Raw genomic sequence first — 23,335 nt, forward strand, 5'->3', positions numbered from 1 at the left:
TGACGTAATCATTGTCGTATATTCGTACGTCCATGATTAATGGTAAATGCCGAACAGTGTATCGCGTAATTTGGGGTAAAGAATTCAGCTAAGATTACCGGTTTAAAAACAAACAAACCTACGAATGCAAGCGCTCCCTTCTGCGTCAAAATGGTGTTCAGGCATCCTCATTCAATACTCTAATTGGCAAACACAAAAACATACTAACAACCCCTATTTCTCAATACCGTTATAACAAAGTCAGGCAACAGTCAGCGACAATAAATAGCTTTACACGGGGTAGTTTCGAAAGTCAATCATTTATCGCCCTCGGTTCTTTTTTAACACTTAAATATTGTTATCTTCTTAGGGATTGTTTATTTTTGACGCCGGTTTATCATGTATAAAAATACCATGAATGAAGGTTATGAGGAAGAAATAGCGACTTTACTTTAGTATACAGATAATTGTTAAATCTTTTTGCCTATGCACATGGAATAAATGCAATTCTCTTCGGACTCTGCCAGTCGTGGCCGCAGAGAAAAAAACGGCCTGCAAACAGAACAATAATTACAACCTTATAAGAAGGAAAACATGAAAAAGATTTTTAAGAAACAAACTAAATTTTATCGAAGCAAGCGCTTCACAGCTTTCGGGGCGATATTACTCATCCTGTTATGTTCGTCTACCGCTGTGTTTGCACAAGTTGCGATCAGGGGAACCGTGACGGATATCAATGGCGATCCGCTGATCGGTGTCAACGTCTCCATCAAGGGAACGACCATCGGAAATATCACGGACATGGAAGGTAACTATACGATGGAAGCGCCAAACAAGAATTCGGTTGTCGTATTCTCTTTTATCGGCTTCCGATCGCAAGAGATTACGATCGGGAATCAGTCCGTTATCAACGTTCAGTTAATAGAAGATACGCAAAAACTCGAAGAAGTTGTTGTCGTAGGGTACGGAACGCAGAAGAAGGTGACGGTTACCGGTGCCGTAGCCAGTGTGACGGGCGAAGAGCTCCGAACTTCACCGACGACGAACCTTTCCAACGGTATGCTCGGACGTATGCCCGGAGTGATCGGCTTTCAGCGATCGGACGAGCCCGGAGGCGGAGCGACGACGATCCGTATCCGCGGAACCAACTCAATCGGAAACAAAGAACCGCTCGTTGTAATCGACGGTATCCCCGACCGTTCGGGAGGACTGAACCGCATCAATCCCGATGAGATTGAAAGCATGTCCGTTTTGAAAGACGCCGCAGGAGCGATTTACGGTTCGCGGTCGGCCAACGGAGTCATCCTGATCACCACCAAACGAGGCAAAGAAGGCAAGCCGATCGTCACGTTCAACGGGAGCTACGGCTACTCCTCCCCCACGCAACTTCCGCAAATGTGTAACGCATTCGAATATGCCACGATGTTGAACGAAATTACCGCCGGAACGTATTCCGACGACGAGCTGCGCAAATTCAAAGACGGAAGCGATCCGTGGGGATTCCCGAATACCGACTGGTACAAAACGGTGATCAAATCCGTTTCGCCGATCTACCGAAGCGATGTTGGCATCAGCGGCGGCACAGACAAGGTGAAGTATTATGTCAATTTCGCTGCCAACGGCGAAGACGGCATTTACAAACACTCGGCCAACCGTTACGACCAGTTTAGTATCCGCGCCAACCTCGATTTCAAACTGAGCAAATACGTTTCTTTAACGTATGGAAACACCTCGCGTTACGAATACACGCAATATCCCGCCAAATCGGCCGGAAGTATCTTCTCGGCTATCCGCCGAAGCAAACCGACGCTGAACGCCTACTGGCCCAGCGGGGAGATTGGCCCCGATATCGAATATGGTGACAATCCCGCCGCGACATCGACCGATGCTGCCGGATATAACCGACAGAAGAACTACTACATTCAGAACAACGCGACGCTGACCATTCAGTTTCCGTGGGTCGAAGGGCTGAAACTGACGGCTTCCGGCGCTTACGACAAACATTTCTACAGCGAAAAGAATTTCCGCAAACCGGTGCGCCTCTATTCGTGGGACGGGGTGACTAAAAGCAGCGAAGGCCTGAAACCGTACAACGCGTGGATCAGCGACCCGCAGCTCAATCAGATTCACCGGGATTACACCGACTGGCTGACGAACGCGGTATTGAGCTACGACCGCACGTTCGGCGATCATACGATCGGTCTGACCGTCGGTGTGGAAGGACAAAGCAAAGAGATGGATCAGCTACGGGCTTACCGGAGGTACTTCTTGTCTACTACGCTCGAAGAAATCAATGCCGGCAGTGTAAAGGATCAGGAAACGGAAGGGTTTTCGTGGAAAGAGACTCGTCTGAATTATTTCGGACGTGTGTCGTACAATTATCTGGAACGTTACCTGTTCGAGTTCGTTTGGCGGTATGACGGCTCATACCGTTTCCCTAAGGACAAACGCTACGGGTTTTTCCCCGGTGCCATGGTGGCTTGGCGCATCTCCGAAGAGCCTTGGTGGAAAGAGCGGGTCACATTTATGGATTACCTCAAGCTCCGCGCTTCCGTCTCGCAGACAGGGAACGATGTCCTGACCGACAATGACGGTAATACCGACCGGTCCATCCAATACCTTAACTCGTTCGGATTTCAGGGTAGCGGCGTTATCTTCGACGGAAACGAAGAGCGACAGCTCTATCCCATCCGCACGCCCAACAAGAATATTACTTGGGAACGCGGTACGACGTGGGACATCGGAGCTGAAATGAAGTTCCTGAACAACCGTCTGAGTATCGAAGGCGACTTGTTCTACCACAAACGCACCGATATGTTGATTCCCCGTAACGCGTCGCTGCCCGAAACGGCCGGCATCACCTTGCCGCTCGAGAATCTTGGCGAAATGGAGAACAAAGGATTCGACGCTTTGATCAGTTGGAACGATAAAATCGGCGAAGTGGAATACGAACTGGGGCTGAACATGTCGTACGCCCGCAACAAAATCCTTTTCTGGGACGAGACACCGGGCATTCCCGAATACCAGAAATCGACCGGGAAACCTGTACCCACCAGCGGGACATTAGCCAACCTGATCGATCGTGCCGGATTGTATTACAAGACCGACGGCGTATTCAACACGCAAGAAGAACTCGATAATTACCCGCATTGGGCCGGAGCGCAAGTGGGAGACCTCAAATTCGTCGATTACAATCGAGACGGTAAAATCAACGCCGACGACCGCGTCCGTTCCGATAAGAATCAGACGCCGCGTTTGGTGACCGGTTTCAACGTCGGACTGAATTGGAACCATTTCGATTTGACGATGCTCTTTCAGGCCGCCTTCGGTGCCGAGACCTATGTACAAACCTGGTCGGGGACAGTCGGGAACTTCCTCAAAGAATATTATGATCAACGATGGACTCCCGAAAACTCGACTTCCGAACATCCGCGTACCTACGAACGCGAACGGCAGTACTGGATTTCGAACGCGAACGATTACTTCCTTCGTTCGAGCGATTACCTTCGTCTGAAAAACATGGAGATCGGATATACCATCCCCACGGATATGAGGCGTTACGGCATCTCGAAGATCCGCATCTTCGCCAACGGACAAAATCTCTTTACCATCGACGGACTGCCCGGAGACCCGGAAAACACAAGGTCCAGTTTTGATTACTATCCGCAGCGAAAGTATTTCAACTGCGGCATTTCTGCAACTTTTTAAAACATGATTATTTATGAAGACAAGAAAGAATATCATCCTTATCATCGCTGCATCGGCGTTATTCGCGCTGCCTTCATGCTCCGATTTTATGGACCTCAAACCGACCACGGAGTATCTGGAAGAGCAGGTATTCGAAGACGCGGCAACGACGCAGTCGCTGATCAATACGATTTATGACTACGTGATCGACGCAGCCAGAGAGCATACGACCAACGGCTTGACGGACGATGCTTATTTTACGCATAACTACGGACAAATCGCGGTGAACGAGGCGACATGCTCCGCCAGCGATCTGCAATGGTACGGCAGAAGCAATTGTCCGTTCAATTGGTCACAGACGTACAAGGGCATTTATTACGCCAACCTCGTGTTGGAGAATATCGACAAAGTTCCGGAGAAGCCGGGTTTCGATCTGAAGCAAATGAAAGGCGAGACGCGTTTCCTGCGCGCATACATGTACACGAACCTCGTACGGGGGATAGGCGGAGTGCCGATTGTCGATAAAACCGTCGGCGATTACACGAAGACGGAAGAGATGCAGATAGCCCGCAGCAGCGTCGGCGATTGCCTCGACTTTATCCTCAAAGACTTGGACGAAGCCATTGCGTCGCTGCCGGCTACGGCTCCGCTCGGACGCGCCACGAAATGGGCGGCGGTCGGTCTCAAAGCGCGCGTCTGCCTCCATATCGCCAGCCCACTCTACGCCGACCGCGTCATCAACAAGCTTGACGTGAACCGGTATCACGGAGATCGAGAAGCGCTCTACCGGAAGGCGCTGGAAGCAGCGAAAAAGGTGATAGACAGCAAAGCGTTCAAACTAATCGACTGTAACGCCCCGACTGTAGCCGAGATCGCGAACAAATATCACAAAATAGCGACGACAAATAACGACGAGTTGATTTTCACGAAACAATTCGCTTCGTCGAAAATAACAAATCAAGTGAATTTACAACACGGTCCTAACGGTTATCATAACTGGTCGGGGACAACACCGACGCAGGATTTCGTGATGCATTTCGAGATGGAAGACGGATCGCTTAATAACGCGCTGACGAAGGTGGGCGACCATCAGACAGGCAATCCGTACAACGGACGCGAACCGCGCTTCTATGCCTGCATCGGGTACGACGGAGCCGTTTGGGGACGAAAGCGCGCGGCCGATGGCTACGCCCTCGATCCCACGCCTCTGGGAAATCTGCAATGCGGAACGTACGAGCTAAGCGACGGCACAGACGTTACGGTCAACCTGCCCGACGGAAAAGAAGTGAAGTTCAAAGGAATCTACGGCTGTGACACGCGTCAGGGACCGATCGAAGACTGGAACGGATCGTGGACGTCGTATTACGAAAAGAAAATGATCGATACTTCGATCGATGCCGCCAACTATCCGCAGCTCTGTCCTTATCCCTACATTCGTCTGGCCGAGATGTATCTCATTGCCGCCGAAGCCTGCGTCGAGCTGAACAAACTCGACGAAGCGGCCGCCTTCCTCGACGTGCTCCGCGCCCGTATAGGACGCCCCGACACCAAAGCGACGCTTAACGTACGCAAAAAAGCCTTCGATCAAGCAGCCATGCGCGAGTTTGTGCGCCACGAACGACGCACGGAGCTTTTCATGGAAGACTCGCGATACTATGATATCCGTCGCTGGATGATCGGCGAAGAGTGCGGCAACAAAACCTTGTGCGGCATGATCGTGTTCGCGCGTCTGAAAGACGGCCAAACGGCCAAGCGCCCGTATATCTACAACGAAAATACGTGGGATTACCACTATTACGTGCGCGATCTCTCGTTCCGCGAGAAACGCAAATGGGATAACAAGATGTATTTCGCTCCCATCAAACGAGACGAAATAAACCGAAACACCAAGCTGGTGCAAAACCCCGGACAAGGGTAACTCTCTGACTGAAACGCACGTTCTTCTTCCTTCCACGCGAGGGGGAGACGTGCGTTTCTCCTATCAAATAATAAAAGGGCGTAAATTCAAATAGCAATTGCTTGCAGATGCAAAAAAAATCACTATCTTTGCAGCGCATTTTAAACATGCAATACAAATGGTGAATGTAGCTCAGCTGGTTAGAGCATCGGATTGTGGTTCCGGGGGTCGTGGGTTCGAGTCCCATCTTTCACCCATCAAGAAATAAAAAAGAGGTTTTCGGAAAATCCGAAAATCTCTTTTTTTGTTTGTAATGCCTTTCGTTAAATATATCCACGCCCTCAAAACTTTGATCCAATCCCACTAAAACATAAAAAAGAAGTATCCAATCGTCTTCCATCCCTTAGGATTTAATTCTCCGCTACTTGCAGTAAGAAGTAAAAACTATTCCTCTATATACTCCAATGGTCTGCGGCGTAGATATTCATTATCGTCTCTTTATAGAATTCATCACGGTGGGGCGAAATAGACTCATAGGCTGTTTCTTTCAAAAATGAACGTTATTCCAACACGTTCTCCGGATGGGTAGCATAAGAGTCACATTTTTTGTGTAAGTTTGCAGGCCTATTGAAGGTGTCCGACGATGGAAGATGAGTTTGACATACATAAGGCCGGAAATAAAGTACCGGAGACAGAGCGTGAGTACGAGAACGCTCTGCGTCCGCTGTCGTTCGAGAGTTTCAGCGGTCAGCCCGAAGTAGTCGAGAACTTAAAGGTTTTCGTAGCGGCTGCCCGTATGCGTCAGGAGGCGCTGGATCATGTACTGTTACACGGCCCCCCCGGATTAGGTAAAACGACGCTGTCGAATATCATCTCCAACGAGCTGGATGTAGGTTTTAAAGTAACATCCGGCCCGGTACTCGACAAGCCGGGCGATTTGGCCGGCCTTCTTACTTCCCTCGAAAAAAACGATGTGCTTTTCATTGACGAGATTCACCGGCTCAGCCCTATCGTAGAGGAATATCTTTATTCAGCGATGGAAGATTACCGGATTGATATCTTGATCGACAAAGGGCCAAGCGCCCGCTCGATTCAGATCGACCTTGCTCCGTTCACGCTTATCGGAGCAACGACACGCAGCGGTCTGCTGACAGGGCCGCTTCGCGCTCGTTTCGGCATTAATCTGCACCTCGAATATTACGATACAGAGACTCTCACAAAGATTATCCTTCGCAGTGCCAACATCCTGAACATCGGCTGTGCCGTTGATGCCGCACGGGAGATCGCGAGTCGCAGCCGCGGCACGCCTCGTATCGCCAATGCCTTGCTGCGACGCGTACGCGACTTTGCTCAGGTAAAAGGTACCGGAAAGATCGACAAAGCCATCGCGTGTTATGCCTTGGAAGCTTTGCATATCGACCGTTACGGACTTGATCAGATCGACAATAAAATACTCCACCTCCTGATCGAAAAGTTTCATGGTGGCCCGGTCGGTTTAACCACTATCGCTACGGCGTTGAGCGAAGATCCGGGCACACTCGAAGAAGTTTACGAACCATTCCTCATTCAGGAAGGATTCCTCAAACGTACGCCTCGGGGTCGCGAAGTGACGGCACTCGCCTACGAACATCTGGGAAAAACGATCGCCGGACGTTCCGGTGATTTATTTCAATAAACGGCATGGCGGGAGGGATGAAGCGTCTGGCGAAAGAAACCGCCATCTATGGGCTGAGCAGCATGATCGGAAGATTCCTGAACTGGATGCTTGTGCCCATGTACACGCGAGTATTGACCGACACGGGCGAATACGGCATCATCACGAATCTCTACGGATGGACTGCCCTGCTTCTCATCATCCTTACCGGAGGGATGGAAACAGGATTTTTTCGTTTCATCAATAAAGCCGACGAACGTGAGCCGATGCGTGTCTATGCATCGACGCTTAGTTTCGTCGGGCTCACGTCGCTCCTATTCGCTCTCGCCATGTGGGTGTTTTTGATGCCTGTAAGCGGTGCGCTGGGCTACTCCGCACATCCGGAATACATCGGTATGATGGCGGGAATCGTAGCCGTCGATGCTTTTTGCTGCATTCCGTTCGCCTACCTGCGTTACCGAAATAAAGCGATCCGGTTTGCAACGATCAAGCTGCTGAGTATCTTTCTGAACATTTTTCTGAATATCTTCTTCCTCGTCCTCTGTCCTCTTATCGACGTCTCGCATCCCGAATGGATCAGGTGGTTTTATCGTCCCGACTATGGGGTGGGTTACATCATCATCGCCAACGTTTTTACGACGTTTTTTACCTTTTTGATGCTGTGGCCCGATATGATGCCCGGCCTGCGTGCCAAGCCGGATATGCAACGCCTGAGGAAGATGATAGGCTATTCGTTTCCGATACTTATCCTCGGTATCGCGGGGATATTTAACCAGACCGCCGATAAAATTCTGTTTCCGTTCCTGTTCGATGACAAAGCCTACGCCGATTCACAGCTCGGTATTTACGGCGCATGTTTCCGGATAGCGGTAGTAATGGTTATGTTCATTCAAGCGTTTCGTTATGCTTACGAACCGTTTATTTTCGCGAAACACAAAGATGCCGATAACAAAAAATCGTATGTTGAGGCCATGAAATACTTTATCATCTTCGCACTCTTTATTTTCCTCGGAGTGATGTTCTACCTTGATTTACTGAAACATTTCGTGGATGCGAAGTACTACGACGGGCTTCGTGTCATTCCCATCGTGATGCTCGGCGAACTCTTCTTCGGTATCTATTTCAACCTCTCGATATGGTACAAACTTACCGACCGCACGCAGTGGGGGGCCGGCTTTTCTTTGACGGGCTGCGCAATGACAGTGGCCATCATCGTGCTGTTCGTTCCTCAATATGGATTTATGGCCTGCGCATGGGCTTCGTTCGCCAGTAATTTACTGATGATGTTACTTTCCTATGCGGTCGGACAGAAATATTATCCCGTCGCTTACGACCTTCGCTCGGCATTTACGTATGGAGCTATCGCGGCCGTATGTTATATCGTTGCCATGCTGCCACAGATCGATTCGGTCGTATTACGACTGGTGTATCGGACAGCATGGTTATTGATTTTTACAGGAATCATTATCAAAAGAGACTTGTCCTTAACGGAACTTCCTTATCTTAGTCGATATTTTAGTCACATAAAAAAAATCAAATAATGGAAAATACCTTATACCAACAGATCAAAACTTATCTGATTCGTCATTTCGATGTACGACAGGAAAAAGAAGATGAGATAGACACGATCGAGTCCCTGAAAAAAGGAGTCGAATTCCGAGGCACGAATCTATGGGTTTTAATTTTTGCCGTGTTTCTTGCTTCTTTGGGGCTAAACACCAACTCAACGGCCGTTATTATCGGTGCGATGCTTATCTCACCACTTATGGGGCCGATTATGGGATTCGGATTAGGGTTGGGTATCACCGACTTCGATCTGGTCAAGCGTTCGCTTCGTCATTACTTGACAGCTACGGCTTTCAGTGTCGCAACGTCGACGGTTTTCTTCCTGATTTCCCCTATCAGCGAAGCGCAAAGCGAATTGCTGGCACGTACTTCCCCGAGCATCTACGATGTGTTGATTGCGTTTTTCGGAGGGCTTGCCGGTATTGTAGCCAGCTCCACGAAATCGAAAGGCAACGTCATTCCCGGCGTAGCGATTGCAACGGCATTGATGCCCCCTCTTTGTACAGCAGGGTTCGGATTGGCCAGCGGCAACTTGAGTTATTTCTTCGGCGCCTTTTATCTCTATTTCATCAATACGGTTTTCATCAGCGTCGCTACGTATATTGTTGTGCGTGTGCTGAAATACCCTCGCAAGTCGTTTGTCGATAAGAAGCGGGAAAAAACCGTACGACGGTATATGACGATCATTGTCATTTGTACCATTGTGCCAAGTATCTACCTAAGCTATCGCGTGTTTGAAGCGACGTTCTTCGATCAGCAGGTCCGCAAGTTCATCAATGAAGAGTTGCACTTTCCCAACACGCAGATTCTAAACCGCACGGTGACCAATACGGGCGATAAAAAAGAAATTAAGGTTGTGCTGATCGGTCAAACCGTACCTGATATTATGATTTCGGCAGCTCAGTTAAAAATGCCCGCTTACGGATTGAAGGACATTGATCTTGTCGTACAGCAGGGATTCGGGAATGAGGAGATCAATATTCATGAACTCAAAAGCATGTTGATGCAAGATCTTTACACCAACAGCGAAGATTTGCTTCAGGCACAGGCTAAAGAAATCGATTCGCTGAAACATCATTTGGAACATTACAGAAAAGCATCGGATCTGGCACGTACCATCGTTCCGGAAATGCGAGTGCTTTATCCTCATATCGAAAGACTTTCGTGTACACGAACCTACATCGTGGAGACGAACAAGGCGAAGCAGGATACGGTACTGCTCGTTTACCTGAGAACCCAGAAGGATATCGGATCTGAGGAACAGAAGCAGTTGCGGCAATGGCTCGCGGCTCGCACCAAAGAGAAAAATATCAAACTTATAATCGATAATAAATGAAACGAACAAACAAAATTTGGGTGGCAGTCGTACTGCTACTGGCAACAGTCGGACAAGCTTTTGCCGACGAGGGAATGTGGGTATTGAAAGAGTTGAACAAGGAAAACTTGGCACGTATGCAGGAGCTGGGGCTTACGGTCCCCCTCGAAACGTTATACAGCGAAACGAATCCTTGTGTAGCCAACGCAGTCGTTATCTTCGGAGGTGGCTGTACGGGCATTACGGTTTCGGATCAAGGACTCGTCTTTACGAATCATCATTGCGGCTACGGCGCGATTCAGAAGTTGAGTAGTGTAACGCACGATTACCTCAAAAACGGGTTCGTCTCGCAGAGCCTACAAGAGGAATTGCCCGTCGAAGGATTGAAGGTGCAATACCTGAAAGAAACGGTCGATGTAAGCGAACGCATTTTATCGCATATCAAAGGGATAGACGATGAATTCAAGCGCATCACCAAGGCCGATTCAATCGGACAGGCGATCTGCGACTCGATCGGAAAAGGCAACTCATCGTTAAATGCCAGAGTGATTCCGTTTTATAGCCGGAATAAATATTATCTGGTTGTTTATAACGTTTTCCGCGACGTGCGTTTAGCTTTTGCGCCGCCGTCTTCGCTCGGTAAGTTCGGAGGCGATACGGATAACTGGATGTATCCGCGTCATACGTGCGACTTTTCCGCTTTCCGTGTCTACGCCGACGCCAACAATCAACCGGCCGAATACAGCGCGAGCAACCGCCCTTACAAGCCGGATTATGTGGCTGAGGTCTCGTTGCAAGGTTATGACGAGAAAGATTATGCCATGACGATCGGTTTCCCCGGTCGCACCAATCGTTACCTTTGTTCATGGGGCGTACGGCAGCGTATCGAAGACAGCAACATGCCCCGTATCGAAGTGAGAGGCATCAAGCAAGATATTTGGAAGAAAGCCATGCTGGCCAGTGACGCCGTACGTATCAAATATGCCTCGAAATATGCGGGCAGCTCGAACTACTGGAAAAACTCGATCGGGATGAATCGCGGATTAGCCCGTCTCAATGTAATTGATCGCAAAAAGGCAGAGGAAGCTGCTTTTACGGCATGGGTGAATCAGACCCCGGAGCGCAAAGCGAAATACGGAGATGTACTCAGCCTATTGGAAAAAGGTTATACATCGTCGGCTGAATCTCAGAAATATGCGACGTATTTAATGGAAGCGTTTGCCGGAGGTACGGAAATTATTCGTCTGGCACGGATTATCAACAGTGTGGATGTGGAAAAGAGTACTCCCGAAGAAATCGAAGAACGATTGAATGACGATATCCGAGCATTCTATAAAGACTACGAACCAACACTTGACCAACACGTGTTGGCCGCCATGATGAAGATCGTGAAAGAGCGTGTACCCGCATCATTGCTGCCGGACATTTACCGGAAGGTAGATAAGAAATATAAGGGAGATTATGAGAAATATGCCGCCGATGTTTTCGGAAATACGGTATTGACTTCATTTGATAAAGTCTCCGCTTTGCTGAAGAACAAGAAGCTGTATGAAAAGACAATGAAAAAGGACCCGGCGGCCGAACTGTCTCTGTCGGCCACGCTTGCGATTTATGATGTGCAACAGCAACTGGCTGCGTGGGATAACGATATCGACAAAGGCGAACGTCTCTACCTGGCCGGATTGCAGGAGATGTATCCCGATAAAAGCTTCTACTCCGATGCGAATTTTACCATGCGTATGAGCTACGGTTCGATCGGTGGATATCAGCCGTATGATGCGGGGTGGTATAATTTCTATACGACCGATAAGGGAATCCTCGAAAAAGAAGACCCGAAAAGCAATGAATTCTGGGTACAACCTGAAATCTTAAATATGGTCAAAGCACGTGACTTTGGTCCGTACGCAAACGAACAAGGCGAATTACAATTATGCTTCATCTCGAACAACGACATTACCGGAGGCAACTCGGGAAGTCCCGTTTTCGACAAAAACGCGCGTGTTATCGGACTGGCTTTCGATGGCAACTGGGAAGCCATGAGTGGCGACATCGCTTTCGAGCCTGCTTTACAGCGCACCATTTGCGTCGATATCCGTTATATGCTCTGGATGATCGATAAATGGGGAAAATGCCCTCGCCTAATCGAAGAACTGAAATTAGTCAAATAACAGACGAACGGAATACATGTTTTTTTCGATCATTGTTCCTATATACAACCGCCCGGATGAAGCTCGGGAACTGCTGGAAAGCCTCGCCGAACAGACGTGCAACGACTTCGAACTGGTCTTGGTCGAAGACGGGTCTACTCGGCCCTGCACGGCCGAAGTCGAGGCTTTCCGGTCGAAACTGAGCATCAACTATATCGTCAAGGAAAACTCCGGACGTAGCGATACCCGCAATGTCGGGATGAGGCATGCGAAAGGCGATTATTTCATCTTTTTTGACTCGGACTGCATCATTCCTCCGGATTACTTCGAGACGGTTAAAAGTAACCTGACCGAAGATTATGCCGACTGTTTCGGCGGACCGGACAGGGAGCATCCGTCATTTACAACCACGCAGAAAGCGATCAGCTACGCCATGACTTCTTTCTGGACGACCGGCGGCATACGCGGCGGAAAAACGAATATGGAGAAATTCAAGCCGCGTACGTTCAACATGGGATTTTCGAGGGCAGTTTATGAAAAGGTCGGCGGTTTCAAGGATATGTATGGGGAAGACATCGACCTCAGCATACGTATTCACAAAGCCGGCTTCGTCACGAAGCTCTATCGTAACGCGTTTGTGTATCATAAACGTCGCGGCGATTTGAAGAAGTTCTACAAACAGGTGCATATCTTCGGACAGGCACGCATCAACCTCTACAAGTTATATCCCGATTCGCTCAAGCCGGTGCATACGTTGCCGGCGCTGTTCGTTATCGGGAGTATCATTCTTCTGCTGCTGGCCGTTTTTGTTTCGCCATGGCTCCTGTTGTTTCCCGCGGCTTACCTCGTGCTGCTATTTGCCGATGCGCTGCTAAAAACGAAAACTCTCGACATCGCGGGACTGTCGGTTGCCGCTTCGTTCATTCAGATATTCGGTTACGGACTCGGATTTATCCGGTCCTTTGTCGATAAGATTATACTAAAGCACGGACTGGAAGATTTGGAAACGTTGAAAAGGGTTTACAAATAAAACAGAGTATAAGGTAGAATCGCTCTTCCGAAAGCGCATATCCCATGAATGCAAAATCGTCATAAGAACTTCTGCTCTTATGACGATTTTTATCTTTCATCGGCTTCTGATATTATGAACCAAGACTCACATCCTTCATATTAATCACTTGCCTGTATATTTACTGGAAACAACAATCAACTTCATATGTTCCTCATCAATCGGGATTTTTATCCCCGAAAGCATTAGGTAATTATGGATTGCTCTGGTATAGTAGCCCGTTGGATTTCCGTATGAGTTGACTGTGGCTGCCACGTCTCTTTCCACGGGGACAACCAGAAGACGAAGATCTTCATCCGGTTTTTCTTTAATGTGTACATTCAGCAAGTTGATGATGTTCCGAAAATGATACGTCCGGGTAGTTGCGTTATAACCAAACTCTGTACTTTGATGTATATTGTCGGTCGAAAGAAATGTCGTCACATTATTTTCGAGGTTTCGATTTTCAAAGAAAGTCCGTAGGGAGTCTTCCGGCATAAGCATCAAATAGGGCGGGGGAGAGATGGCATACTTCCAGTTTTCCTGAGGCTCATACTTTAAGCTGAACATCAAACTGTTCGTGAAACGGTCTTTTATGATTTGGGCAATTTTCCGGCTCGGAATCACCAAGCGGGGATAAATGCCGGCAGGCGTTTTAATAAACGCGTATTGGTCGTTAGGCGCCAACAATTTTTCTTCATCCGTATTCTGGAAGCGGGTATGCTGTATCACTTCTTTCGTAACCTGAAACATCACGGAATCACGAACCAGCGTGTCGTTCTTACTGCTTTTCGGACGCTGGTAATAGAGATACAGCTGTGTATTAGATATATCTAAAATGTTGCCACTTCCGTAATCGGTCGTGATGTATAATCCGGGGAAAAAGCGGTTGAATGCTTCTTGTGTAGCAAACGATGACGGGTTGTTGACTGTTTCGTTATAAAATTTGGTTCCTAATTCTTTCGGCAGCGTGATGTTTAACGAGTACCTTGGTATTTTAATCTCTTTACGCGTTTCCGGGTCCGATTGTCCCGTTGAAAAAGAATCGCTAAAACAACCGAATGCCGTATACACCCGCGTTCCCAAGGCATTTTGCATGTCGGAATAATCCGCAGGATTCAGATTAGTGTAATAACTCTTTTCCAACGGCTTGTTGATGGCATACACCCGTGCCCGCATCAGCGCGTGCCCGTCTCCTTTCCAAAAAAAGAAGCGAACCTTCAATTTGACCGAATCGATTACTCCTTGATGCGGTTTATGAGGGAATCGATAATTTTCAGCACAATAAAACTGACACAAATAGTCCGACTTCAAATGTCCGTACAGCGGATCGTAGATATCGCCCAATAAGCTTTTGGTTGTTTTGGCGTAGAGCGAATCCCGCTTCACGGTCGAGGCCGTCATCCGAAACGTATCGGTATAAACCGTATTACGGTCGCCCTGCGGTTGAATGGTCGATCCCACGAGTGTCAGGTCGTCGTTACATCCGTTTAAAACGGAAATTCCTCCCAAAGCGATGAGGGCTACTACATATTTTATCTTCATTTTATCTCTTTAAAATCGTATTGTAAAATTCGTTATACGCCTGAACATAATGCTCTGCGTCTTGATAAGGGAGGAAACGCTTTTTACTCTGCGTGATAAACTCTCCTAATTTTTTATCCATTTTCGAGCTGCCCTGTATCACTCCATCCGAAAACTGCACGGCTAATTTCGACAAGGAAAGAAAATCGTTTTTCTCAAGTATTTTCAAGTCTCTTGTTGCGGCGCCGTCTTGTTTCAGCTTTTTAGTCAAATCTTTGTTGAGGGTGGGCTTAAACGATTTATCGTAGATGGAGTATACGACTTTGGTACGTGCAAAACAAGGGTCGTCCGAATACATTCGTTTCAGATAAAGAGGAGCCAGGGCCGTAAACCATCCGTGACAATGAATGATATCGGGTATCCAGCGAAGTTTTTTGATGGTCTCGAAGACTCCACGCACATAAAAAATAGCACGTTCGTCGTTGTCCTTAAATCCGTAACCTTTCTCGTCGGAAACCGTCGCTTTGCGTTGAAAAAAATCTTCGTTGTCAATGAAATAGACCTGCATGCGCGCTGACTGTATCGAAGCGACCTTGATGATCAGCGGATGATCGGTATCGTCAATGATCAGGTTCATTCCTGATAACCGGATGACTTCGTGCAGTTGATTACGACGTTCGTTAATGCATCCGTATTTGGGCATGAAAGTTCTGATTTCGCATCCTTGCTCCTGTACCCCTTGAGGCAGATGGCGACACACATTCGCGATCTCTGACTCCGGAAGATAAGGTGAGATTTCCTGAGCGATAAACAATATTTTCTTAGCGTCCATTTTTTTGACAAAATAAAATCGAGTACAAAGGTAGTAAAAAAAACGGTTAAACAGTGCTTTCGTTTTCAGAATGAATCCTAAAATAAGTGTATTTGTAGGCGAAGATGCGGTGTTATGTTCAAGTTATTTTGTTGCTTTGCAGTCGATTTTTGAGAACGTATGGTTCTGCTTTTCGAAAGTGATTATAGCTATTTAGAAATGAAGATAATAAATTGTATTTCAGCATTAAGATCCGCTTTGGACGCTGAACGCAGCGCCGGGAAGCGTGTGGGGCTGGTGCCTACGATGGGCGCATTGCACGCAGGTCATTTGAGCCTGGTAGAACGTTGTGTGAAGGAGAATGACGTATGTGTGGCCAGTTTGTTCGTCAATCCCACCCAGTTCAATGATAAACGTGATCTGGAGACGTATCCCCGTACCTTGGACGAGGATTGTGCGTTGCTCGAGAAAGCCGGATGCGGGTATGTCTTTGCTCCTTCGGACGAGGAGATGTATCCCGAACCGGACACCCGTGTGTTCGACCTTGGAGCGGTGGCTACGGTGATGGAAGGCGCTTTTCGTCCGGGACACTTCAACGGGGTAGCCCAGATTGTCAGCAAACTATTCATGATTGTCGAACCGGAACGGGCGTATTTCGGCGAGAAAGACTTTCAGCAGATCGCCGTGATCCGATCGATGACCCGTTTGTTGAAGTTGCCCGTAGAGATTGTGCCCTGCCCGATCGTGCGCGAAGCAGACGGACTGGCACTGAGCAGCCGCAACGTGCGTCTGACGCCCGAACAGCGCTGGATTGCTCCGATAATTGCGCGCACGTTGAAAGAAAGTTGTATCTTTGCGGCCTCGAAAACGGTAGAGGAAACGAAAGCGTGGGTGACGAAAACGCTGAACGAACATCCGCCGTTGCGTGTCGAATATTTTGAGATCGTCGATGCGACGAGTTTGCAGCCGATTCGTTCATGGGACGAAACCGCCGGGTCCGTTGGATGCGTGGCTGTTTTCTGCGGTGAAGTCCGGCTGATTGACAATATCAAATATTAAGGGAGAAAAAGAAGTATGCTTATCGAGGTATTAAAATCGAAAATTCATCGGGTGACGGTCACGGATGCCAACCTGAACTACATCGGCAGCATCACGATCGACCGGTCGTTGATGGAGGCCGCCAATCTGATCGAGAACGAGAAAGTACAGATATTAAACAACAACAACGGCGAGCGTTTCGAAACATACGTGATTGCCGGCGAGCGCGATTCGGGAATTATTTGCCTGAACGGAGCGGCTGCCCGGAGGGTACAACCCGGCGATATCGTGATCATCCTGTCGTATGCTACGATGGATTTCGAGGAGGCGAAAGCCTTCAAACCGGCTGTCATTTTCCCCGATACGGCGACGAATAAACTGAAATAGGAACATGAGTGAGAGTGTGTCAAAACGCCATGTTGTGACACACCGCCTTTAAAAAAAAGGAGAGGTTTGCCGGCACAAGACGACAAACCTTTTTTATCGATGTATACGAACAGACATATCTGGAACATAAGCTATCCGATCTTTCTCAGTTTGCTGGCGCAAAATGTGATTAACGTAACGGATACGGCGTTTTTGGGGCGCGTGGGCGAAGTGGAATTAGGAGCTTCGGCCATGGGCGGCCTGTACTATATCTGCGCCTTTACGATTGCATTCGGGTTCAGTACAGGCTCTCAGATTGTGATCGGTCGTCGGAACGGAGAACGGAACTTCTCGGCCATCGGCCCGGTGGTGATTCAGGGCATTCTGTTTCTCTCGGCATTAGCGGGGCTGCTGTTTCTGGCTTCGCGGATGTGGGCAGGTAATCTGATGCGGCTGATGATCTCGTCCGAAGAGATATGGAGCGCGACGATGGAATATCTCGACTGGCGACTGTTCGGATTCTTCTTTTCGTTCGTGAATGTCATGTTCCGCGCCTTGTTCGTCGGGGTGACGAGAACGAAAGTCTTAACGCTTAGCGCGGTGGTGATGGCGGTTGTCAATGTCTTGCTGGATTATCTGCTGATTTTCGGTCACGCCGGACTGCCGAAGATGGGTATTCAGGGAGCCGCCATCGCGTCGGTGGCGGCCGAAGCGTTTGCCGTCGTCTTTTTTATCGTCTACACCTTTTTCACGGTCGACCGCCGGAAGTACGGCTTGAACCGTTTCCGTTCGTTCGACCTGAAACTGCTCCGTCAAGTACTGAGCATCTCGGTCTTTATGATGCTGCAATATTTCGTGTCGATGAGCACCTTCTTTCTGTTTTTCATTGTCGTGGAACGGCTCGGACAACGTGAATTGGCCATTGCCAACATCGTCCGAAGCATCTACATCGTGATGTTCATTCCGGTCAATTCGTTATCTACAACGACCAACACGATGGTCAGCAACCTGATGGGAGCAGGCAAGTTCCCGATGGTGCTCCCGCTGATTCGCCGCATCGCCGGAATCTCGATGGGCATCATGCTCCTGTTCTCGACCATTCTCTCTTTGTTCCCGGAAACGATCCTTTCGATCTATACGAACGACGTATCGCTGATCGCATCGTCCGTGCCATCGGTTTATGTCATCGCTCTGGCCACGTTGTGCTGCTCGGTGGCGAGCATCGCGTTCAGCGGTGTGTCGGGCACGGGAAATACGCGTTCGGCGTTCGGGCTTGAGATGATCGTTCTGGTCGTCTACACCCTGTTTATTTATGTTTCGGGTATTTGGCTTCGACAGCCCGTGCACATCTGTTTTGTCGCGGAGATCGTCTACTTTTCAGGCTTATTGATCGTCAGTGCCGCCTATTTGCGCTGGTCGGCGTGGGACAAAAAGAAAATATAGGCAAGGTTCGCTTTTCTGCCAAGGAGGGGTACGGAAACCGGATTTTTATATGTACGTTTGTCGGGGAAAAAATATCGGATAACATACCAAAGAAGAGAAACGATGGCTACTTATATTGGAATAGACCTGGGAGGTACTCAAATACGAGGCGGACGAATCGTTGACGATGCGCTGGTGGCACACACCCGCAGACAGACCCCTCGCGACACGAAAGACGAATATGCGGTAATCGACGCGATCAAAGAGGTCGTCGAGACGGTGACGGAAGGGCAGCCTGTCGAGGCGATCGGTATCGGTGTGCCCGGCATGGTGGACAGGGAACGGGGAATCGTCTATCATGTGATGAATATCCCGCATTGGGAGGAGAAAGTGGAACTCAAGAAAATCCTTGAAGCAACGTACCGGATTCCTGTATATATAGACAATGACGCGAACTGCTTCGCTTTGGGCGAACGCTATTTCGGAGCAGGACGGGATTTCGAGCACTTTGTCGGGCTGACGGTCGGAACGGGACTGGGCGGAGGGATCATCCAGCAGGGACGTCTGCTTTCGGATGCCAATTGCGGTTCGGGCGAGTTCGGGATGTTACCTTACAAGGATCAGGTGCTCGAATACTATGCCAGCGGCTCGTTCTTCCAAAACGTGTATGGAGTAGACGGGAAAGAAATGTATCGGCGCGCGTGCGACCGCGATGCCGAAGCGTTGCGAGCCTACCGGGAGCTTGGGAAGCATCTGGCCGAAGCCGTCATGATGGTCGTATTGACCATCGACCCGCAGATGATCGTTTTCGGCGGTTCCGTCGCGGAAGCGCACGAACTGTATGAGGTAGCGATGTACGCTCATCTGAAAACGTTTGCATACAGCCACTCGATGGAACGTTTGCAGCTGTTCTTTTCGGAACTCGAACATCCGGGCATCTTGGGAGCGGCCTCCCTTTGTTACTAAAAACACCGGATATAGGCTAACGAATAGCTGTCGTACAGATTGTCGTACATGCCGTGCTTAAAGCGTACGGAGATGATGTTCTTTTTGATCTCGTATTCGAACTTGGTGCGCAAAGTAACCGGATGATCGCCGTTGTTTTTATAGCCATAGAATCCCGAATAATCGGCCGAGAGCGATACGTGGTGTAATTTCGCGCTCATCCCGAAGCCGTAGAGCAAGGCGTCGTTCTGGCGATGCACGAGGTCGTTCGTCATCCAGCAATAGAAGCCGAGCAAGCCTTGCACGCGCAACGCTGCCGATCCGTCCGCATTTTGAAGCAGGTTGCGGCCCGCCGTCAGATCGAACCAGTACGACGCCGCGTCCGTATAACGGGCATCGGCCAGACGGCTCCCACTGGCCGTTTTCAGGTTGGCGCTCACCATCAAGTCGCACCAGCGATTGCTGCGAAGCACCTGATAGAACGAATGAATCAGCACGTCGCCATAACAGCGGAAAGGGGGCTTCGTTTCCGCGGCACGACGCTCGAATTTCGTAGCCTCCGTCGTCTCGTAATTTTCCGTGATGACGCCGGCTATTTCCACCCCCGCCTTGCCATGAGCAATCGGTATAAAGAGCCGGGCGAAGAGATCGCTCGTCTTATCGCCCGGATAGTAATGATACTCTCCTCTCAGTTCCAACTCCCAGCGCGTACCGATGCGACCGCTCCGCAACTCCGAAATCGGGAAGGCATTCGGCCCGAAATAACGCGGAGTATAAGTCAGCAACTTCATCCGCTCGCGCCAATCTTCGTCTTCGCCTTGCGCAAAGAGCAGGAAGGGAATAGAAGAAAGTAATATGATGACAAGTCCTTTCGTTCTTGAAGAAATATTCATTCGTTTACGTTTTTGGGGTGCAAACTTACAAAAAAATGTCTTTTATGGGCCCTGCGGACGCAAATTCCGCATTGGGCCGGTTACAGCGGTCGGTCGTCGTCGGTCAGCACGCGGTCGTTCGGATGTTTTGGGTTTGTCGATCAGTCGTCGGTCCACCATTCAACGATTCCCCACAGGTACGTATGCGCCTCTCACATAGGTACGTATGGGGCACCCCCATAGGCACGTATGCGGTATCCCCATAGGCACGTATGCGGTATCCGTATAAACACGTATGCGCCGGCTTATGACGTTCGGCACCCGTAACAACGTGAAAAACAACAGAGGCTGCCCCTCCTCGATAAACGAGTCGAAGCAGCCTCTGCTTTTTTCGATATTCCCTCGGCCGATTATCGCTCGGCCGGTTCGGCTCCCATGGTAAACTCCAGCACTCCGCCGGCCGTTATCGCGGCGAAGTCGATGTACGATTTATCATACGGAGCGCCGTTCAGCGTAACCGATCGGATGTATTTGTTCGCCGCGCTGTTGTTCTTGGCGACGATCCGGAACGTCTTGCCGTCGGCTACTTGCAGCGTGGCTTCGTTCACCACGGGGCTGCCGAAGTAGTAACGTCCGCCGGCAGGTTCCACCTGATACATGCCGAGCGCCGACAGGACGTACCAGGCCGACATCTGACCGACATCCTCGTTGCCGCAAAGCCCCGCGGGACGGTCGGAATAAAGACTGTCGAGCACAAAACGCACTTTCTCGGCCGTTTTTTCGGGCTTACCGATGCACGAATAAAGGTATAGCACGTGGTGGCTCGGCTCGTTGCCGTGCGCATACTGGCCGATCAGTCCGCTGATGTCGGGCGAGGCGTCCGCGCCCATATCGCCGGAGACGATGAAGAGCGAATCGAGCTTCTGCTCAAAGGCTTCGCGACTGCCGAACAGCGCGACCAGTCCTTCCACATCGTGCGGTACGAGCCACGTGTATTGCCATGCCGTTCCTTCGGTGTAATCGTTCTCGCGATGCACGGAATGGAACGGATCGAACGGCGTGCGGAAGTTTCCTTTCGAATCTTTCCCGCGCATAAACCCGGTCGACGGGTCGAAATAATGCGTATAAGCCTTGCTCAGCTTCGTGAAATACTCGGCATCTTCTTCCTTCCCCATCTGTTTGGCTACTTGCACCACGCTCCAGTTCGCAATCGCGTATTCCATCGTTTTGGCCACCGACTCCACTTCCTTATCGAAGGGGATGTAACCGTATTCTTTCATATAGCCCTGGCCTCTTTCATCGAGCATCGCCGAAGTCTTCATCGCCTCGAACGCCAGCTCCTTATCGAATCCGCCAAACCCTTTCAGCACGGCATCGGCCACCACGCAGATCCCCGGATTACCGACCATGCAATCCGTTTCGTTCGCCATCAGATGCCAGACGGGCAGTTTGCCCTGCTCCTGATAAATCGCCAGCATGGTGCGGACGATATCCGGCATTTTCTCGGGGTGAATCAGCGTCATCAGCGGATGTGCCGCACGGTATGTATCCCACAGCGAGAAGGTCGTATAGTTCGTAAATCCGGCCTGATGGTGCACGGTCTTGTCCGTCCCGAAATAATCCTTGTTGACATCGCAGAACTCCGACGGGGCAATCATCGTATGATAGAGCGCGGTGTAGAAGATGCGCTTCGTGCGTTCGTCGGCATCGACCACCACCTTGTTCAGCTCCTCGTTCCATGCTTTGTCGGCCTGAGCCACTGTCCCTTCGAAGTCCCAGCCCGGCAGCTCGGCCTGCAGGTTCATCTTCGCATTCTCGGCGCTCACGGGCGAGAGGGCTACTTTTACGTAGACCGTCTCGTTATCTTCCGTCTCGAAGAACGCCAGTCCGTAGGCCGCCGATGCACCCTCTTTCAACTCTTTCCGCTCCTGCCGGAAGCTTTTGATCGGCTTCGAGAACACGGCCGTGAAATAGATACGCTGGTCGTGAGCCCATCCCTGCGAGCAACGATAACCCGATACGGTCGTATCATTTTCTTGCATGACGACCCCATCGACCGGGCGATCCCACCCGATGCCGTGCTCAAGGTCGAAAATCACGTTGGCATCGGCCGCTTTCGGGAAGGTGAACTTATGAAACGCGACGCGCTTCGTGGCCGTCAGTTCCACATCGATGCCGAAGCGATCGAGACGCACGGCGTAATAACCGGGGCGCACCTTCTCCGTCGATCGGCTGAAGAGCGAATAAATCCCCGAAGCGGGATCGCTCAGGTCGCCGCGTGTCAGTTTTACCTCGCCGACGGCCGGCATCAACGAAATATCGCCGAGGTCGCCGATCCCCGTCCCGCTCAGGTGCATCTGTCCGAACCCGATGATCGTCGAGTCCGTGATATGATAACCGGAACACCAGTCCCACCCCTGACTGTAATTCGTCGGACCTACCTGTACGAGCCCGAACGGAACGTTAGCCCCGACGAACACATGCCCATGATCGCCCGTCCCGATGTACGGATCGACATACTGTGTGAGATTTTGTATGGATGAAGGCTGACCGCCCTCCTGTCCGCCGCTACGCTTGCAGGCCGTTGCCACGATGGCGAGCATCAGGAAGCCCCACGCGCCGGCCGCTTTCATTCTTTGCAGAATCTTTGTTTGTCTCATTTTAATCATTATTATTCTTAACTAATTCTTCCGTCTGTTCTTTCTTGATAAGTTCCCCATTTCTGAAAACGAAAAAAGTGCTTACCATGTGCTCATTCCGGTGCGCATAAAGACCTTCTTTGTAGCACAACACTTCAATCGTATCACCATCTTCCATGTACAGTTCTTCCTTAAAAGGCTTACCGTATTTTTCCAAAATAAACGCTTTGCTAACCCCCAGCTTGATGTCTTCGTTCCGGAATCGGGTCGAAGTCCTGAAATAAGTGGAACACCCCGACAGCATCAGGAAGAACAGCGCTGTCAGAGCCATCGTTTTCATCCGGCTGATGGTGCTGGCTGTAAAATTCATTTTCATATCAAACTATTTATAAATAAAACATTGCTATCTAATTCTACTCATTCTC

The 23,335-nt window shown here is 49.7% G+C and carries 16 protein-coding genes and 1 tRNA gene; 12 read left to right on the plus strand and 5 right to left on the minus strand.

What is annotated here, in order from left to right; translation table 11 throughout:
• Positions 1-573: 573 nt before the first annotated feature.
• The 8 genes from EII41_RS05950 (at position 574) to EII41_RS05985 (ending at position 13,275) form a co-directional block, all read left to right on the plus strand.
• Positions 574-3,687 (plus strand): SusC/RagA family TonB-linked outer membrane protein, encoded by a 3,114-nt coding sequence (locus EII41_RS05950; RefSeq protein ID WP_185711845.1) that lies wholly within the window; start codon positions 574-576, stop codon positions 3,685-3,687.
• Positions 3,688-3,700: 13 nt separating this feature from the next.
• Positions 3,701-5,584 (plus strand): RagB/SusD family nutrient uptake outer membrane protein, encoded by a 1,884-nt coding sequence (locus tag EII41_RS05955; protein ID WP_124789832.1) that lies wholly within the window; start codon positions 3,701-3,703, stop codon positions 5,582-5,584.
• Positions 5,585-5,743: 159 nt separating this feature from the next.
• Positions 5,744-5,819: transfer RNA gene (locus EII41_RS05960), tRNA-His, on the plus strand.
• Between the two features lie 387 nt (positions 5,820-6,206).
• Positions 6,207-7,238 (plus strand): Holliday junction branch migration DNA helicase RuvB, encoded by a 1,032-nt coding sequence (gene ruvB, locus EII41_RS05965; protein ID WP_124789833.1) that lies wholly within the window; start codon positions 6,207-6,209, stop codon positions 7,236-7,238.
• A gap of 5 nt (positions 7,239-7,243) precedes the next feature.
• A complete protein-coding gene (locus tag EII41_RS05970; RefSeq protein WP_124789834.1) occupies positions 7,244-8,758 on the plus strand; it encodes a lipopolysaccharide biosynthesis protein in 1,515 nt (504 codons plus the stop codon).
• Complete coding sequence (locus tag EII41_RS05975) at positions 8,758-10,119, plus strand: TIGR00341 family protein (RefSeq protein ID WP_124789835.1); 1,362 nt, start codon at positions 8,758-8,760, stop codon at positions 10,117-10,119. The genes EII41_RS05970 and EII41_RS05975 overlap by 1 nt, the downstream gene beginning before the upstream one ends.
• The gene (locus EII41_RS05980) at positions 10,116-12,266 is read left to right on the plus strand and encodes a S46 family peptidase (protein WP_124789836.1); all 2,151 of its coding nucleotides are present in this window, start codon (positions 10,116-10,118) and stop codon (positions 12,264-12,266) included. Before EII41_RS05975 ends, EII41_RS05980 begins: the two co-directional genes overlap by 4 nt.
• A 16-nt stretch (positions 12,267-12,282) precedes the next feature.
• Entirely contained in the window at positions 12,283-13,275 is a 993-nt protein-coding gene (locus tag EII41_RS05985) for a glycosyltransferase (protein WP_124789837.1), read from the plus strand.
• 144 nt (positions 13,276-13,419) lie between these two features.
• On the opposite strand, the gene EII41_RS05990 is transcribed toward EII41_RS05985, so the two are convergent.
• Both EII41_RS05990 and EII41_RS05995 read right to left on the minus strand, forming a co-directional pair.
• The gene (locus EII41_RS05990; protein WP_124789838.1) at positions 13,420-14,838 is read right to left on the minus strand and encodes a DUF4270 domain-containing protein; all 1,419 of its coding nucleotides are present in this window, start codon (positions 14,836-14,838) and stop codon (positions 13,420-13,422) included.
• Position 14,839: 1 nt separating this feature from the next.
• A complete protein-coding gene (locus EII41_RS05995; RefSeq protein WP_124750347.1) occupies positions 14,840-15,649 on the minus strand; it encodes a glycogen/starch synthase in 810 nt (269 codons plus the stop codon).
• A gap of 198 nt (positions 15,650-15,847) precedes the next feature.
• Between EII41_RS05995 and panC the strand changes: the two genes are divergently transcribed.
• From panC to EII41_RS06015, 4 genes are all read left to right on the plus strand, one after another.
• Positions 15,848-16,687: a pantoate--beta-alanine ligase gene (panC, locus tag EII41_RS06000; RefSeq protein WP_124789839.1), complete on the plus strand. Its 840-nt coding sequence runs from the start codon at positions 15,848-15,850 to the stop codon at positions 16,685-16,687.
• Positions 16,688-16,702: 15 nt separating this feature from the next.
• Positions 16,703-17,053, plus strand: coding sequence for an aspartate 1-decarboxylase (gene panD, locus EII41_RS06005; RefSeq protein ID WP_124750349.1), 351 nt, complete (start codon positions 16,703-16,705; stop codon positions 17,051-17,053).
• Positions 17,054-17,152: 99 nt separating this feature from the next.
• Positions 17,153-18,475 (plus strand): MATE family efflux transporter, encoded by a 1,323-nt coding sequence (locus EII41_RS06010; protein ID WP_124750350.1) that lies wholly within the window; start codon positions 17,153-17,155, stop codon positions 18,473-18,475.
• Between the two features lie 102 nt (positions 18,476-18,577).
• Positions 18,578-19,420: an ROK family protein gene (locus EII41_RS06015; RefSeq protein ID WP_124789840.1), complete on the plus strand. Its 843-nt coding sequence runs from the start codon at positions 18,578-18,580 to the stop codon at positions 19,418-19,420.
• Here EII41_RS06015 and EII41_RS06020 read toward each other — a convergent pair.
• The 3 genes from EII41_RS06020 to EII41_RS06030 all read right to left on the minus strand — a co-directional run bounded on the left by EII41_RS06020 (position 19,417) and on the right by EII41_RS06030 (position 23,286).
• A complete protein-coding gene (locus EII41_RS06020) occupies positions 19,417-20,292 on the minus strand; it encodes a hypothetical protein (RefSeq protein ID WP_124789841.1) in 876 nt (291 codons plus the stop codon). The two genes, EII41_RS06015 and EII41_RS06020, sit on opposite strands and share 4 nt — an antisense overlap.
• A 389-nt stretch (positions 20,293-20,681) precedes the next feature.
• Entirely contained in the window at positions 20,682-22,931 is a 2,250-nt protein-coding gene (locus EII41_RS06025) for a GH92 family glycosyl hydrolase (protein WP_411292583.1), read from the minus strand.
• 1 nt (position 22,932) lies between these two features.
• On the minus strand, positions 22,933-23,286 hold the full coding sequence (locus EII41_RS06030) for a hypothetical protein (RefSeq protein ID WP_124789843.1): 354 nt from the start codon (positions 23,284-23,286) through the stop codon (positions 22,933-22,935).
• Positions 23,287-23,335: the final 49 nt, after the last annotated feature.

The organism is Tannerella forsythia, assembly GCF_003860135.1.
Lineage (GTDB): Bacteria > Bacteroidota > Bacteroidia > Bacteroidales > Tannerellaceae > Tannerella > Tannerella forsythia_A.